Annotated in this window: 11 protein-coding genes; 2 read left to right on the forward strand and 9 right to left on the reverse strand. The window is 71.3% G+C overall.

Annotated elements, in window-relative coordinates; translation table 11 throughout:
• The first annotated feature begins 43 nt into the window (after window positions 1–43).
• On the forward strand, window positions 44–724 hold the full coding sequence (locus tag EV382_RS10945; RefSeq protein WP_165435763.1) for a GntR family transcriptional regulator: 681 nt from the start codon (window positions 44–46) through the stop codon (window positions 722–724).
• Here the strand turns inward: EV382_RS10945 and EV382_RS10950 are convergent.
• The 7 genes from EV382_RS10950 to EV382_RS33785 form a co-directional block, all read right to left on the reverse strand.
• A complete protein-coding gene (locus EV382_RS10950) occupies window positions 721–2,517 on the reverse strand; it encodes a gamma-glutamyltransferase family protein (protein ID WP_130401457.1) in 1,797 nt (598 codons plus the stop codon). The genes EV382_RS10945 and EV382_RS10950 overlap by 4 nt on opposite strands.
• The gene (locus EV382_RS10955) at window positions 2,514–3,515 is read right to left on the reverse strand and encodes an ABC transporter ATP-binding protein (protein WP_130401458.1); all 1,002 of its coding nucleotides are present in this window, start codon (window positions 3,513–3,515) and stop codon (window positions 2,514–2,516) included. Before EV382_RS10955 ends, EV382_RS10950 begins: the two co-directional genes overlap by 4 nt.
• A complete protein-coding gene (locus EV382_RS10960; protein WP_130401459.1) occupies window positions 3,512–4,537 on the reverse strand; it encodes an ABC transporter ATP-binding protein in 1,026 nt (341 codons plus the stop codon). The genes EV382_RS10955 and EV382_RS10960 overlap by 4 nt, the downstream gene beginning before the upstream one ends.
• Window positions 4,534–5,421 (reverse strand): ABC transporter permease, encoded by an 888-nt coding sequence (locus EV382_RS10965; RefSeq protein WP_130401460.1) that lies wholly within the window; start codon window positions 5,419–5,421, stop codon window positions 4,534–4,536. The genes EV382_RS10960 and EV382_RS10965 overlap by 4 nt, the downstream gene beginning before the upstream one ends.
• Window positions 5,418–6,374 (reverse strand): ABC transporter permease, encoded by a 957-nt coding sequence (locus EV382_RS10970; protein WP_130401461.1) that lies wholly within the window; start codon window positions 6,372–6,374, stop codon window positions 5,418–5,420. Before EV382_RS10970 ends, EV382_RS10965 begins: the two co-directional genes overlap by 4 nt.
• Before the next feature lie 6 nt (window positions 6,375–6,380).
• Entirely contained in the window at window positions 6,381–8,057 is a 1,677-nt protein-coding gene (locus EV382_RS10975; RefSeq protein ID WP_130401462.1) for an ABC transporter substrate-binding protein, read from the reverse strand.
• Between the two features lie 90 nt (window positions 8,058–8,147).
• Window positions 8,148–8,729: a TetR/AcrR family transcriptional regulator gene (locus EV382_RS33785; RefSeq protein WP_208758365.1), complete on the reverse strand. Its 582-nt coding sequence runs from the start codon at window positions 8,727–8,729 to the stop codon at window positions 8,148–8,150.
• Between the two features lie 64 nt (window positions 8,730–8,793).
• On the opposite strand from EV382_RS33785, the gene EV382_RS10985 reads away from it, so the two are divergent.
• Window positions 8,794–9,489 (forward strand): NAD(P)-dependent oxidoreductase, encoded by a 696-nt coding sequence (locus EV382_RS10985; RefSeq protein WP_130401463.1) that lies wholly within the window; start codon window positions 8,794–8,796, stop codon window positions 9,487–9,489.
• A 59-nt stretch (window positions 9,490–9,548) separates the two neighbouring features.
• On the opposite strand, the gene EV382_RS10990 is transcribed toward EV382_RS10985, so the two are convergent.
• Together EV382_RS10990 and EV382_RS10995 are read right to left on the reverse strand one after the other, a co-directional pair.
• Window positions 9,549–13,595, reverse strand: a complete 4,047-nt coding sequence (locus tag EV382_RS10990; RefSeq protein WP_130401464.1) for a discoidin domain-containing protein — start codon at window positions 13,593–13,595, stop codon at window positions 9,549–9,551.
• Between the two features lie 194 nt (window positions 13,596–13,789).
• Window positions 13,790–15,574 (reverse strand): alpha/beta hydrolase, encoded by a 1,785-nt coding sequence (locus tag EV382_RS10995; RefSeq protein ID WP_130401465.1) that lies wholly within the window; start codon window positions 15,572–15,574, stop codon window positions 13,790–13,792.
• Window positions 15,575–15,625 lie beyond the last annotated feature (51 nt).

Raw genomic sequence — 15,625 nt, forward strand, 5'->3', positions numbered from 1 at the left:
CGTATACACTTCGCCCGAACACGTTCACGGAGAGGCGACCCGGGTGGCTGAAGATCTGCGGGACAAGCTCGGCGCGCAACACCTGCCGCTACGCGATCAGGTCCTCGCCGCGCTGCGGACGGCCATCATCGACGGCGACTACCTGCCCGGGGAACGGCTCACCGAGGACCGGCTCGCCGAGGACTTCGGCGTCTCCCGCAACCCCGTCCGGGAGGCGCTGCGCGTCGCCGAGGCAGAGGGTTTCGTCGTGATCCTTCCCCGCCGGGGAGCGGTCGTCGCCTCACCGAGCAGCGGGACCATCGCCGACATGTTCGCCGTGCGCGAGCGGCTGGAGGCGCTCGCCGCCCGGCTGGCCGCCGAGCGGGCGAGCGCGGCCGACGTGGCGTCCCTGCGGGCGCTGCTCGACCAGGGCCGCGAGGCAACCCAGCGACAGGACCTGGCCCGGGTCGCCGAACTGAACAGCGCGCTGCACCTGCGCATCCTCCAGATCAGCGGAAACCCCTGGCTGTCGTCGATCGCCAAGTCGCTCTACCTCCATGTCCAGTGGATCTTCCGGCTCGGCGCGGCCGAACGCGCGCCCCACTCGTGGGCCGAGCACATCCAACTCGTCGACGCCATCGAGTCAGGCGACGGTGACCGCGCCGAGCAGGCCGCGCTCCACCACCTCGACGCGGCATCCGCCGCGGCGTACGAGAACGCCGAAGGTGGCTACGGCACCCGCTAGCGGCCGCACGCGTAGCCCTGCATGCCCCGGGGGTTCGCGCCGGCGGCGAGCACGCCCGTCGCCGGGTCACGGGTCACCGCGCAGAGCCGACCGAGGCTCCACCCGTCGACGACCCGCACCTCGTGCCCGTACGCCCGCAGGGCCGCCAGCACACTGTCGTCGTACCGGTCCTCCACCACCAGGACACCGGGCTCCATGTCACGGGGATAGAACGACCCCGGCAGGCTGAGCGTGTGCCAGGCCGGCGCGTCGATCGCCTCCTGGAGGCTCTGACCACCGACGAGGTGCCGCAGCAGGAACGGCAACTGCCACTGGTCCTGCTGATCGCCGCCCGGGGTGCCGCACGCCAACACCGGCTCCCCGTCGCGGTGCACCATGGTCGGGCTCAACGTCGTACGCGGGCGACGCCCCGGCGCCAACGACGAGGCGAGCCCCTCCTCCAGCCAGAACATCTGCAACCTGCTGCCCAGCGGGAAGCCGAGCTCGGGAATGGTGGGGGAACTCTGCAACCAACCACCACTGGGCGTAGCGGAGATCATGTTGCCCCAGCGGTCGACCACGTCCACGTGACAGGTGTCGCCCCGGGTCACCCCGTCCGACTGCACGGTCGGCTCACCCGTGGCGGCATCCGTCGGCCCGGCAGGCCGCGCGGCACCGGGTCGGACGCGCGCCGGCAGGCGCGGTTGCGCCCCGTCCGGACGTCCCGGCCGCAACTGCGCCGACGCGCGATCACCGATCAGGGCGGCCCGCTCCCGCGCGTACTGCGGGGAGAGCAACGCCTTGGCGGGCACGTCGACACCGTCACCGTCGCCGTACCAGGCCTCCCGGTCGGCGAAGGCGAGCTTGAGCGCCTCGACCTGGGCGTGGACGCCCGCCGCGGTCCCCGGGTCGTACGCGCCCGGGTCGTCGAGCGCGTCCAGAGTGGCCAGTGACTCCAGCAGCACCGGGCCCTGACCCCAGAAACCGGTCTTCGCCACCGAGTAGCCGTGCCAGTCGAGGGTGGCGGGCGTCTCCCAACTCGCCGAGTACGCGGCCAGGTCGTCGCCGGTGACCAGCCCGGCGTGGGGGCGTCCGCTGGAGTCCTGGAACGGTCGCCGGCTGAACGCGTCGATCGCCTCGGCGACGAAACCCGTGCTCCAGGCCCGGCGCGCGGCCTCGATCTGGGCCTCCCGGTCGCCGCCGGCCGACTGTCCCGCCGCGACGAGCCGGCGCAGGGTGTCCGCGTACGCCGGGTTGGTGACCATCTCCCCGGCGGCCGGCGGTCGGCCGCCGCGCAGCCAGAGCGCGGCGGAGGTGGGCCAGTGTTCCTCGAACAACGACCGGACGGCCGCCACGGTGTCACCGACCCGGCCCACCAGCGGGTGCCCGGCGCCCGCGTAGCCGATCGCCGGCTCCAGCACCTCGGCGAGGGTGAATGTGCCGTGCTCGCGCAGCAGCAGCAGCCAGGCGTCCACGGCGCCCGGTACGGCCGCCGCGAGCGGCCCGGCACCCGGGATGAGGTCCATCCCGAGGGACCGGAAGTGCGCGATGGTGGCACCGGCCGGGGCCGGCCCCTGCCCGCACAGCACCTTCGGCCGGGGGTCCTGTGCGGTCACCACGATGGCCGGCACCTCGCCGCCCGGCCCGTTCAGGTGCGGCTCGACGACGTGCAGGACGAACCCGGCGGTGACCGCGGCGTCGAAGGCGTTGCCGCCGCGCTCCAGGATGCCCATCGCCGCCTGGCTGGCGAGCCAGTGGGTCGAGGACACCATGCCGAAGGTGCCCTGCAACGTCGGTCGGGTGGTGAACGTCATGACAACACCTCACTGGGATCTGCGGTGCGAACGTCGGGACCGGTACCGTCCGGTTGAACCAGGTGACAGGCGGCCATGCCGTCGCCGATCGCGGTCTGCGCCGGCACCTCCGTCGCGCACCGGTCGAAGGCGAGCGGGCACCGGGTCCGGAACCGGCAGCCGGACGGCGGGTCGAGCGCGGACGGCAGATCGTCGCCGAGCAGCACCGGCTGACGGTGGCGCTGCCGGACCGGATCGGCCACCGGCGCGGCGGACAGCAGAGCCTGCGTGTACGGGTGGGCGGGCCGGGCGAAGATCCGCTCGCGGCTGCCCTGCTCGACGAGCTGACCCAGGTACATGACCGCGATGTCGTCGGCCAGGTACTCGACCGCGGAGAGGTCGTGGGTGATGAAGAGGCAGGCGAACCCGATGTCGCGTTGCAGGTCGGCGAGGAGGTTGAGCACCGACGCCTGCACCGACACGTCGAGCGCGCTGGTGGGTTCGTCGGCGATGAGCAGCATCGGCTCGGAGATCAGGGCTCGGGCGATGCTGACCCGCTGGCGTTGCCCGCCGGACAACTCATGGGGGTAGCGACGGGCCACCTCGGCGCGCAGGCCCACCCGTTCGAGTTGGGGAGCGACGCGGGCGTCGCGGTCACGCCGGGACATCCGCTGACCGGCCAGCCGCAGCGGCTCGGCCACGATCTCGCCCACCAGCATGCGCGGGTCCAGGGACGCGGCCGGGTCCTGGAAGACGATCGACACCGCGCCGCGGTGGGGGCGCAGTTGCCGTCGGGACAGGTGGGTGACGTCCGTGCCCGCGATCCGGACCGTCCCCGCGGTCGGCTCGACGAGCCGCACCACGCACCGGCCCACCGTCGACTTCCCGGAACCGCTCTCCCCCACCAGGGCGGTGACCCGGCCGCGCGGGATGGTCAGCGACACTCCGTCCACGGCGCGCACCGGGCCGAAGTGCATCACCAGGTCCGCGATCTCCAGGGCGTTCGGCTGTGCCGTCATCGGTTCACCTCCTGAGCTGCCGTCGGTGCCGTCGATGCCGTCGGGCACGGATGCCAACAGGCCGCGACATGGTCGGTGCCGCCGATACCCTCCAGCGGCGGGGCGGCGGCCCGGCACCGCTCATCGGCGGCCGGGCACCGGTCCGCGAAGGTGCAGGCGTCGGGTTGGCTCGCCAGGACGGGCACCAGCCCGGGGATCTCGGTCAACCGGTCCGTGCCGGCGTGCCGGCCCGGCTGCGGTGACGCCGACAGGAGCCCGGCCGTGTACCGGTGCCGTGGGGTGGCGAACAGGTCGTCCACCGGCGCCCGTTCCACCACCCGGCCGGCGTACATGACGACCACGCGGTCCGCGATGTCGGCGATCACGCCGAGGTCGTGGGTGATGATGAGGACGCTCGTGCCGAGCCGGTCGCGCAGGTCGCGCAGCACCTGGAGGATGCCGGCCTGGACCGTGACGTCCAGTGCGGTGGTCGGCTCGTCGGCCACCAGCACCTTCGGGCCGCAGGCCACCGCCATCGCGATCATCACGCGTTGACGCATGCCGCCGGAGAGCTGGTGGGGATAGCTGTCGACCCGCTGGGCGGCGGACGGGATCCCGACGAGCGTCAGCAGTTCGACGGCGCGCGCCCGCGCTGCCCGTCGGGACATCCGCTCGTGGACCTGGAGCACCTCCCCGATCTGCCGCCCGACGGTGAGCACCGGGTTCAACGACGTCATCGGCTCCTGGAAGATGTAGGCGATCTCCCGGCCACGGACCCGACGCAGCGCCGATTCGCGGGCCCCGACCAGCTGGGTGCCGGCCAGTCGCACCGAACCGGTGACCCGGGCGCTGCCCGGCAGCAGTCCGGCGATGCTCATCGCGGTGACGCTCTTTCCGCACCCCGACTCGCCCACCATCCCGACGATCTCTCCGGGTGCGAGGTCGAGGCTGACAGCGTCGACCGCCGAGACGGTGCCGGTCTCGGTCGGGAACGACACCGACAGGTCGCGGATCTCCAGCACGGGCGCGGAGACTGTGGTCATCGCCGGTCTCCTTTCGGGTCGAGCGCGTCGCGCAGGGCATCTCCGAAGACGTTGAACGCCAGGGCCAAGCCCATGATCACGACACCGGGGAGGACGGCGGCCCACGGCGCGCGGGCGGCGAACTGCTGGGCGGTGGCCAGCATGGTGCCCAGACTCGGCGCCGGGGGTTGGATGCCGAGGCCGAGGAAGGAGAGCACCGCCTCGCCGAGGATCGCGGCCGGGATCGCGACCGTGGCCTGCACCAGGATCACCGAGGTCGCGTTGGGCAGGATGTGCCGGGCCAGCACCCACAGGTCGCTCGCGCCGTCGACCACGGCCGCCGCGACGAAGTCCAGCGACTTGAGGCGCAGCGTGTCCGAGCGGACGACCCGGATGACGCCGGGGATCTGGGCGATGCCGATGGCCACGGCGGCGTTGCCGAGGCTGGCGCCCCGGATGGCCGCCAACCCCACCGCCATGATCAGGAACGGGAACGCCAGCAGCAGGTCGGTGAAGCGTGAGATCACCGCGTCCCAGGCCCGGAAGTAGCCGGCCGCCAGCCCGAGCGGCACCCCGATGACCAGCGACGTGGCTACCGCCAGGAGCCCCACCTGCAACGACGCCCGCGCACCGAGCATGATGCGGGACAGGACGTCCCGGCCGAGGTCGTCGGTGCCCAGCAGGTGCCCGGCGGTGCCGGGCGGTGCGAACGTGCGGGCGAAGTCGGTCTGGTCGACCGAGTAGGGCGCGAGCCAGGGCGAGAGCAACGCGATGACGACGGCCAGCGCGAGCACGACGAAGCTCACCACGGCGAGCGGGTTGCGCCGCAGCCGCCGCAGCACCCGGGCACGCCGGGTGACGCTGGCGGAGCCGGTCTCCGCCATCGGTACGGTGAGGACGGTCATGCGGGATCTCCCGTCACCCGGATGCGTGGATCGATGACCGAGTAGAGCAGGTCCACGAAAAAGTTGATCACGATGTAGGCCGTCGCGGTGAGCAGGACGACGGCCTGGATCACCGGGTAGTCCCGTTGGAAGACCGCGTCGATGGTCATCTTGCCGAAGCCCGGCAGCCCGAAGATCTGTTCGGTGACGACCGCGCCCGAGATCAGGCCGCCGAGTTGGAGACCCACGACGGTGACCACCACGATGAGGCTGTTGCGCAGGGCGTGCCGGGTGATGACGGCACGCGGTCGCAGACCCTTCGCCTTCGCCGTCCGCACGTAGTCGGAGGAGAGCGAGTCCAGCATCGCCGAGCGGGTCTGCCGCATGATGATGGCGGCGAGTCCGGTGCCGAGGATCACGGCCGGCAGGACGAGGTGGTACAGGTTGTCCACCGGATCCTCCAGGATCGGCACGAAGCCGGAGGCGGGAAACAGCCCGGTCGCCACGGACAGGTAGAGGATCGCCAGCAGCCCGAGCCAGAAGTGCGGCACCGACAGGCCGATCAGGGCCAGGCCGTTGGCGAGCCACTCCGCCGGGCGCCCCCGACGGACCGCCGCGAGCACCCCCGCGCCGACCCCGAGCGCCGCCGCGATGAGGATCGCCAGGATCGACAACTCGACGGTCACCGGCAGGGCGGTCGTCAGCATCGACGAGACCGGCGTACCGGTGCGGATCGACACCCCGAAGTCGCCCTGCGCCATCCGCTCCACGTACTGGGCGAACTGCACCAGCAGCGGCTGGTCCAGCCCGTAGTGGTGACGGATGGCCTCCAGCGCCTCCGGCGACCGGTCCTCGCCGGCCAGCGCGAGAGCCGGGTCGCCGGGGAGCGCGCGCACACCGACGAAGACCACGATCGTCGACAGCAGCAGGGTCAGCGCCGACTGCCAGGCGCGGGTGAGCAGATACCGGGCCACGACGACCTACTTGCCGAAGCCGGCGAAGGCCGCCCGGATCACGCCGTCCGGAAAGACCTGGAGGCCCTGGATCTGCTTGCTGACGGCGGTCAGGTTGCGCTGCCGGTAGAGGTAGATGAGGGCGTCGTCCTGCTGGAGCAGGGTGACCGCCTGCCCGTACAGCTTGCGGCGCTCCTCGACGTCACCGGCCTGGCGGGCCTGGGTCAACAGGGTGTCCAGCTGCGGGTTGCTGTAGCCGGAGACGTTCTGGCTGCCGCCGGTGCCGACGAAGTTCGTGATGTTGGCGTCCGGGTCGATCCGTCCACTCCAGCCCAGTTGCAGCAGCTCGAAGTTGCCGCGGTCCTGCTCGTCGAGGAGCGAGGAGTACTCCACCGGGTTGATCTTCAGGTCGAATCCGCCGTCCTTGACCATGGACTGCAACGCCTGCGCCAGGCGCAGCGTGTCGGGGGTGTTCGAGGCGAGCATGGTCACCGTGTACGGCGTCTGCACGCCGGCCTCGGCCAGCAACTGCTTGGCCTTGGCGGGGTCGTGCGTCGGGCAGTTCTGCGCCTCCGGTGACGAGAATGTGCTCGCCGGCGAGATCGGGGAGCAGGCGGCGGCGTGCAGACCGTTGAAGACCGCGTCGACCAGGGCCTTGCGGTCGATGGCGTGCTCGAAGGCCTGCCGCACCTTGGCGTTCTGGGCGAGCGGACGGTTGATGGGCTTGGGGGCGGTGCCGACACCGTCGACGTTGCCGACGTTGATGGTCAGGCCCTGGTATCCGAGGGACTGCGACTGGAGGACGGAGACCGCCGCGTCCTGCCGGAGCGAGGCGACGTCCTGGGTGGAGACGGAGTCGGCCACCTGCGCGTCGCCGGAGCGCAGGTTGGCGGCGCGGATGCTCGCGTCGGTGAGGATCCGCCACGAGATGGCGTCCAGGTGCACCTTGCTCGCGTCGTAGTAGTTCGGGTCCCGAACGACCTCGATCGAGTTCTGCGGCACCCGCTTGGCGAACTTGAAGGGGCCGACGCAGACCGGCGCCGAGGCGAAGTCGTCACCCAGGGTCCGCAGCGCCTGCGCGCTCATGATCATGCCGGCCCGGTCGGCGAGGGCACCGAGCAGCGGCGCGAACGGCTGCTTCAGCCGCAGGACGACGGTCTGCGCGTCCGGGGTGTCGACGCCGTCGATCGGACCGAGTTCGCTCTTGCGGGCCGACCGTGCGTTGCTGAGGTGGCGTTGCAGGGTGGCCTTCACCGCGGCCGAGTCGAACGCCGTGCCGTCCGCGAAGCGCACGCCGGACCGCAGCGGGATGGTCACCGTCCGGCCGTCGTCGCTCGTGGTGGGCAGGGCCGTCGCGAGCTGCGGTACGACCTGCGCCTGTTCGTTGACGTCGTAGAGCTTCTCGCACATCGCCTGGAAGACGTAGCGGGAGTAGAGGCTTCTCGACAGCGTCGGGTCCAACGCGTCGGGCTCGGCGGAGAGGGCGATGACGAGCTCGCCGCCCTGCTTCACGGCGGCGGGGTCTGCGGGCGTACCGAAAGAGTCCTGACCTGCCGACTGGTTGTCGCCGGGCTGGTCGCCGCCGCCGTTGTTCGACACCGGTGAGCAGGCGGCGACGGTGCAGATGGCGGCGGCCGCCGCCACGGCGGCCCGGAGCACGCGGCGGCGGGGCAGGTTCGTTTCCCGGACGGAGAGGTTCGTCATGGAGAGCTCCTCAAGTGGGCGATGCCGGGGAGCGTATGTTGTATACGATGACCGCCGCAAGACCTCCGTGAGTGGCTTGCCGGGCACCCCTCAGGTCGGGGCCCGGCCGTACAGGGCCGCGCGCAACGCCGGCCCGAAGACCCGCCGAACGTCGACCGGGGACAGCACACCGACCGAGCGGATCGGGTTCAGGTACCGAGTGAAGATCAGCCCACCCAGCACGCCGACCGCCGCGGTGGCCCGTCGCGTCGCGTCCGGCCCACCCAGAAATTCAGCGATGCGGAGGCGCAGCTCACCGTCCAGGTAGTCCCGCAGGGCGCGCATGGTGGCGTCATCCTGCACCACCATCCGGTTCTGCGCGGGCCCGGCGGCGTCCCACATGCTGGTGACGGAGTCGAGCAGACGGTCGGCCAAGTGCTCCCGGTTGCCCCGCAGCGCCTGGTCGAGAGCGCTGGGATCAACGCAGAGCAGGTTCAGTGACTGGCTGAAGAGGCCCTGCTTGGAGCCGAAGTGGTAGCTGATCAGCGCCGAGTCGACGCCAGCGGCGGCGGCGACGGCCCGGACCGTGGTGCCCGGATAACCGTGCTTCAGGAACAGCTCGCGGGCAGCTTCGGTGATGCGGGCCTTGGTGTCGGGGTTGCCGCGGGGCCGGCCCCGAGTTTTATTCAACACGGTTGAATAATGCTCTCCCCCGCTGGCACGGTCAACGCCGTCAACCCCAGCGAGGAGCGAACACATGCGCATTGTCGTCTTCGGCGCCACCGGCCCCACCGGCCGTCAGATCACCGAGCAGGCCCTGGCCGCCGGCCACGAGGTCGTCGCGGTCACCCGCCGACCGCCCGCCGGGCCATCCCGCACCGGCCTCACGATGGTCAGCGCCGACGTCGCGGACCCGGACGCCGTCGACCGGGCGGTGGCCGGCGGCGACGCCGTCCTGTCCAGCCTGGGCGTCCCCCTCACCCCGAAGCCGATCACGGTGTACTCGACGGGCAACGCGAACATCCTGGCCGCCATGCACCGCCACGGGGTCAAGCGCCTGATCACCGTCAGTTCCAGCGTGCTCGACCCCACCTGGCGACCGACCGGCGAGTTCTTCTTCAACAACGTCCTGGACCCGCTGTTCAACCGCAGGGCGGGCCGCACCGCCCACGAGGACATGCGGCGGATGGAGTCCCTCGTGCGCGAGAGCGACCTGGACTGGACCATCACCCGGCCGTCCGGGCTGTTCGACCATCCGACCGTCACCTCCTACCAGGTGGCCGAGAACGTCGCCGACGGCCTGTTCACGGCACGCGCGGACCTGGCGGCGAGCATGGTGGCGCAGCTGACCGACGAGCGGTACGTCCGGCGGGCGATGGCGGTGATCACCACCGAGGTCAGGCCGAGCATCGCGGGTCTGATCTGGCGCGAGGCCGTGCTCAAGAAGAAGTGACCCGGCGCCGGGTCACGGTGGGAAGCGGCCCGCCCGGTGCCGCTTCCCACCGCGTACTCCTAGGAGTTGTAGGCCTGCGCGGTCACCGTGACCTCACGGGCGAGGCCCGGCCGCGCCGGCCAGGAGACCCGCACCTCGCGGGTCTCCCCCGGCAGGAGCCAGAAGTAGTTGTCGTCGTAGCGGGCCGGCAGGACCCGCTGACCGCCCTTGTCGCGCACCGCGAGCCGCACCAACGCGGCGACCGTACGACCCTGGTTGCGGACCGTCGTGGTGACCGTGTTGCGCCCGTCCACGACGCGTACGGTGCTCGACGACGTCGACAGCCGGGTGCTCGGCACCTTGTTGAGCGCCCGCACCTGCTCGGCCTTGTCGTAGCGCCAGTAGGTGTTCTCCGCCAACAGCCGGTCGCGGCTGTCCCGCAGCTCCAGTCGCACCAGGTGCAACCCGCCGCCGTCCGGCGCGGCGAGCGGGAAGACCGCCGTCGTGGCCGAGCGGGCCACGTCCACCCGCTGACGTTGAGGCGCACCCAGCGACCGACCACTCAGGTCGTACCGTCGGGCGGTCACGGTGACCCCACTGAGCGGCGCGGCGGTGTGGTTGACCACCCGGACCTGCCAGGTGCCCGGGTCGGCCTGGACGTGCACCGGCTCGCACCCCTTGCGGGCACCGTAGTAGGCGCCGTTCACGTCGAGGTCGTAGTCGTACGTCTGCCAGACCGTGCTGTGCCACGCCGGGTGCGACATCCACAGCAGCAGACCGGTGGCGTCCTGCCACAGGTTGGCGTTCCACGCCTCGAACATGGCGCGGTGGCTCTCGTAGTTGACGAACTGCGCCCGGGTGGCGAACTCGTCGAGCGAGTCGGACTCACCGAGTCGCGCGTCGATCGCCGCCTGGTACGTGTCGACGCGCTGGTTACCGATGCTCGACCAGTCGTGGTAGTTCCACACCTCACCGATCGGCCAGCCCGGCGCGTCACCGACGAGGTTGCGCATGCTCTCGACCACCGACACCACCGGCATGCCGATCTCGGTGTGGAACCCGAACGCACCCGTGTCGTAGGTGTTCCTGTTGTTGTACGACGCCGGCTCCACCCAGTGGTACGGGCCGTGGCCGCTGACGATGCCGCCGGCCGAGTTGGGGATGTAGAGGATCTCCGGGTGCTCGGTGGCCGCGGCCTGCTTGAGCCCGGCGTCCACGATCGGCGGCGGGTCACCCTCGTTCGCGCCACACCACACCACGATGCTCGGATGGTGGCGGAACCGCCGGATCGTGTCGGCGGCGATGTCGACGTAGCCGGGCGGGTTGGGCAGGAACGCGCCGGCCTGCCAGAAGTCGTTCCACACCAGGATGCCCTGCTCGTCGCAGGCCTGGTACAGCTCCTCGCGGTTGCTGCTGCCGAGCCAGTTACGGATCATCGTGAAGTTCATGTCGCGGTGCATCTCGACCGTGTCGGCCAGCCGGTCGGGCAGCACCCGACGCAGCAGCTCGTCCCAGCCCCAGTTGCCGCCGCGCGCGAACACCGGCACACCGTTCACGCTGATCTTGAGCTGGGTGACGGCGTTGCTGACCGACTTCACGTCGGTCCACCGCTGCCCGTCCTCGGAGACCTGGATGACGAAGTCACGGGCGTACGCCTGCTCCCAGACGATGGTGACCTGGTCGAAGCTGACCGGGGCGCCCAGGTCGACCTGGATCCACTGGTTGTCCTCGAACTTCGACGACCATCGGGTCCGGGGGTTGCCGTCGACGGCCCGGTCCGGGCCGTTCGAGTCGCTGTCGGACGACGACGCGGTGGCGGTCCGGCGCAGCGCCAGGTCGACGTCCGGCTCGGCCTGCCGCTGCACCGAGAGCGCCCACATGGACACGCCCCACGAGGTCACCCGCGCGCCGGTCTGGATGCGCAGATGCTGCGCGGTCTGGCTGGCGAACGTCTCGACCTGGGCGGCCCGGCTGCCCAGCGGGGTGTCGTTGCTGACCGACGTCACGTCGCTCCAGGCGTCCCCGTCGGCGGAGACCTGGACGCGGTAGTCCAGCGCGTACGCCTGCTCCCACACGATGGTGACCCGGTCGAAGTCGACCGCCGCGCCGAGGTCGACCCGGATCCACTGGTTGTCCTCGGCCTGTGAGGCCCAGCGGGTGGTCAGGTCGCCGTCGACGGCCTTGCCGGGGACGTTGGTGTCGTTCTCCGAGGAGGACGCGGTGGCGTCGCGACCCAGGGCGAGATCCGGGCCGGTGCCGTCGGCCACCGACAGCGAGAACATCGAGATGCCCCAGCCGGTGGCCCGCTGGCCGGCCTGGATCCGCACGTGCCGGGCGTGCTGCCGGGCGAACGTGACGGTCTGGGTCGCCGCGCCGTCGACGAATTCCAGCGCCGGCTTGCCGGGCGGCGAGATGACGACCGGCTGGTGCCAGTCGTAGCCGAACTCGCGGACACCGAAGCGAAGCGCCCGCCGGTCGCTGACCGAACGCTGAACGCTGGCGGTGAGCGTGAGGTCGTACAGGTGGGGGTCGCCGTAGCCGTTGGGCCACCAGAGCCGGGGGTTGCGCAGCCGCAGCGCGCGGAAGCGCTCCGGCGTGAAGGTGACGGTGGTGTTCCCGCCGGCCGGGACGGTGACGGTGGACTCCACGCGTACCTTGTCGAACTCGGCGCGGACGGTGACGGTGGTGGCGCTGGCCGCCGCGTTGCGGACCGGCACCCGGATGGTGACCTCGGCGGTGCCGGTGTCGGGCAGGTCGGGCAGCGTGGTCTGCACGTGCGGGTCGCCGATGACCACCGCGCCGGTGCTGCGCAGCCGGACGTGGTCCCAGAGGCCGGTGACCCGGTCGCGGACGGCGGGCATCCAGTCCCACCCGGACACCGCCAGGTAGGTGGGCGCGTCCAGGTAGTGGTGGGCCGACTGGAGGAAGGTACGACCGTCGGGGCCCTTGTCGCCGGGGGTGCCCGGGTGCGGCATCGGGATGACCCGGACGGCGAGGACGTGCTCGCCACGGTGATCGGCCAGCGCGTCGGTGATGTCGAAGGCCGCCCGCGCGAACGGGTGCTTGACGCTGCCGACCTGCACGCCGTTGACCCAGGCGGTCGCCTCGTGGTTGATCCCGTCGAACTCCAGCCAGATCCGTCGGCCAGCCGAGGTGTCCAGGTCGCGCGGCAGCCGCAGCGCGCGCCGGTACCACCAGGTGTGCCGGGACAGCGCCTCCGGGATGCGCATGTTGTTGAAGCCGGCCACCGGGTCGGGCAGGTGGCCCTGCTCGACCAGGGTGCCCAGCACGGTGCCGGGCACCGTCGCCGGCAGCCAGGACCGGACGTCGACGCCGGCACGGGAGAGTTCGGCGCCGTCGGCGGTGCCGGCGAAGTCGTCCATCGTCAACGACCAGCCCGACTCCAACGGGACCGTACCGTCGGCGGCCACCCTGAGCTCGGGGGTCGGACCGGTGTTGCCGCCCTCCCAACTGGTCCAACCCTCGGCCTTCGGCCGGCCGGCGAGCGGTACGCCGTAGACCTGGAAGCCGTTGAGACCCACCGGGTTGCTGTTCGAGCGCTTCGTGGCGGTCATCCGGATCCACCGGGCGGTGACCGGCTCGGGCAGCTTGATGGCCTGCACGCCGCCCTGTCCCTCGCTGGTCTCGTACACCGACCGCCAGGCCCGGCCGTCGGTGGAGACCTCGATCCGGTACGCCGTCGCGGCGCTGGAGAGGATCTCGTCACCGTCGGTGTCGGTGTAGTTGCCGTCGAACGGCCCGTCGGCGAGCGTGGCCTCGAAGACCAGGGTGACGGCCTCGACCCGGCACAGCGCCTGGAGGTCCACCGAGATCCACTGTGGGTCGCCGGCGGCGGCGCGCCACCCGCTGCCCCGGACGCCGACCTGCGGCAGGCCGTCCACGGCGAAGGTGGCGGACGTCGGCGCGTAGTCGGTCGAGGAGACCGCCACCGGGCGGTACCGGGCGAGGTCGGTGGCGGCCGGCGTGCCGGGCGGGGTGGCGGGTGGCGGCGGCGCGGCGGCGGACGCGAGGGCGTCCGGTAGGGCCGCGGTCACCCCGATCGACGCCAGCAGCGTCGCGCCTGCGGAGAGGAAGGTACGCCGCGAAATCGGCGATGGCTCGGACATCGTGCCTCCAGACATGGCAGCGTTGTCAACTGGCGAAGATCAGTGACAACGTTGTCCGATCGTGGCCCGATGTTTCACCAGAGTCAAGAGCCCGAGTCCACCGTGATTCCGCCAGTACGTTCCGTTGTTCCACTGCGGACATGAACACCGTCGAGGGTGCGGGCGGACGGTCACCGCCCGCACCCAACGGCCACCTACTCCGGGTACGACGGCCCCGGCTCGGTGCGCAGCATCCGCTTGAGCATGCGGTTCGCCGCCCGCATGTCGTCGCTGATCAGCTGGGTCCGCACCGTCCCCTTGCCGGTCAGCTTGCCACCCACCTCGAACACCGCCGTCTCGCCCGGCAGCGGCACCGCCTGGCAGCCGGTGTACGTCTCCGAGGGAAGGCGTCCGTCCAGCAGGTAGGCGTACACCGGGTCGTCCACGCACGACGTGTAGTACGGGAAGACACCGTGGCTACCCTCGTTGTCGACGCTGATCATCGACGCGCCGGGAAGCTTCTTCGACGCCGCCAGCGCGCCCTCGTACGCCGTCGCGACGTCGAGCTCGTCCTGCAACATGAGCACCCTGGGGAACGTCTTGCGGTCGAACTTCGGCATCTTGTTGCTGGTCGGCCAGTACGCGCAGGCCGGCGGGTTCTGCAGGTACGGGGCGACCAGCGGGGCGTCGCGGGTCAGCCGCCGGCTGAACGCGTTCCAGTGGGCGACGCTGTCGTTCCACTGCCCGTCCTGGCAGCGGATCACCTCGAAGACGTAGTCGATGTCGTAGGTGTACTCGTCCGTGCCCTGGGCCAGCAGTGACCGGTCACGCTGCGTCTTCAGCGCCGCCTGGGCGCTGACCCGCGACTGCTCGATGTACGCCCGGCCGTCGGCGGTGATCCCCGGTGCGGCGAGCAGCTTCGCGGTGGCGGCGCTGAGGATCTGCTCGGGCGTCCAGCCGTTCCACTCCTCGTAGTACTCGATCACCGTGTTGACCGCGGCCGCCGCGGTCGGGTAGTTCTGGGTGTCGTAGAGAGCGCCGAGGATGAACCAGCCGAACATGAACGGCCCCATGCCGATGCGCGTGCCGCCGGCCCGCTCGAACATCTCCCGGATCTTCATCGGGTCGGTGCCCCGGCCGTACAGGTCGTCGTGGCGGGCCATGTACGGCAGCAACTGCTCCTGGAACGCCCGGTCGCGGGTGAACGGTTGCAGATCCCAGGTCTCCTGCAGGGTGGATGAGCCGACCGCGGCCACCGAGTCGAGCACCATCCGGTTGGTACGGCTCGGGAACGTCGCCGCGTACCAGGTGCCCAGCCAGGTGCCGTACGAGTAGCCGAGGTAGTTGAGCGTCCGCTCCCCCAGCAGCACCCGGATGAAGTCCATGTCGTACGTGGTCTGCTCGGTGGTGATGAACTTCGTCAGCTCGGTGCTGCGGCAGCCGGCCACATTGGCCCGGGTGATCAGGTCATTGGTGTTGTCGGTGTCGCGGTAGGTGACCGTGCAGAGCAACGGGGTGCTCTGCCCGACACCGCGCGGGTCGAAGCCGATCACGTCGTAGTGCTCGGCGAGGGCGGGCGCGGACCGCGCCACGTACGGGGCCAGCGACAGGCCACTGCCGCCGGGGCCGCCCGGGTTGACCAGCAGGACACCCTTGCGGTCGCTGCCGGAGGCGGCGGTGCGGCTGATCCGCACCTGGATCGTCTTGCCGTCGCGCGGGTTGTGCCAGTCCCGCGGCACCGTGACCGTCGCGCAGGTCAGCCGCAGTTGAGCCTCGTCCTCGGGGGTGACGTCAGCCAACCCACACGACTCCCAGGAGAGCGTCTGGGTGGCCAGGGACGCGGCCAGGGCGGCGGTGTCCGGTTCGGCGGCCTGGGCTGCGGCGGCCGGGGTGACGGCCGTGCCGCTGGTCAGGACCGCCGCGACCAGAGTCACGGCGAGCAGGGCGGCCGGCCGGCGGCCGCGGCGTGGGCGGCGCGACCCGGTCGTGGGATGGGGCATCGGCCCGTCCTCTCGTGGAGCGGATGATCGAATGGCCTTCACCCTGGCCCA

Origin of the sequence: Micromonospora violae (genome assembly GCF_004217135.1) — a bacterium.
Classification (GTDB): domain Bacteria; phylum Actinomycetota; class Actinomycetes; order Mycobacteriales; family Micromonosporaceae; genus Micromonospora; species Micromonospora violae.

Bases quoted from the DNA above. Each gene is read 5' to 3' on its own strand.
- EV382_RS10960 (WP_130401459.1), bottom strand. From the start codon at position 4,537: ATGACCACAGTCTCCGCGCCCGTGCTGGAGATCCGCGACCTGTCGGTG.
- EV382_RS10955 (WP_130401458.1), bottom strand. From the start codon at position 3,515: ATGACGGCACAGCCGAACGCCCTGGAGATCGCGGACCTGGTGATGCAC.
- EV382_RS10990 (WP_130401464.1), bottom strand. From the start codon at position 13,595: ATGTCCGAGCCATCGCCGATTTCGCGGCGTACCTTCCTCTCCGCAGGC.
- EV382_RS10950 (WP_130401457.1), bottom strand. From the start codon at position 2,517: ATGACGTTCACCACCCGACCGACGTTGCAGGGCACCTTCGGCATGGTG.
- EV382_RS10995 (WP_130401465.1), bottom strand. From the start codon at position 15,574: ATGCCCCATCCCACGACCGGGTCGCGCCGCCCACGCCGCGGCCGCCGG.
- EV382_RS10985 (WP_130401463.1), top strand. From the start codon at position 8,794: ATGCGCATTGTCGTCTTCGGCGCCACCGGCCCCACCGGCCGTCAGATC.
- EV382_RS10965 (WP_130401460.1), bottom strand. From the start codon at position 5,421: ATGACCGTCCTCACCGTACCGATGGCGGAGACCGGCTCCGCCAGCGTC.
- EV382_RS10975 (WP_130401462.1), bottom strand. From the start codon at position 8,057: ATGACGAACCTCTCCGTCCGGGAAACGAACCTGCCCCGCCGCCGCGTG.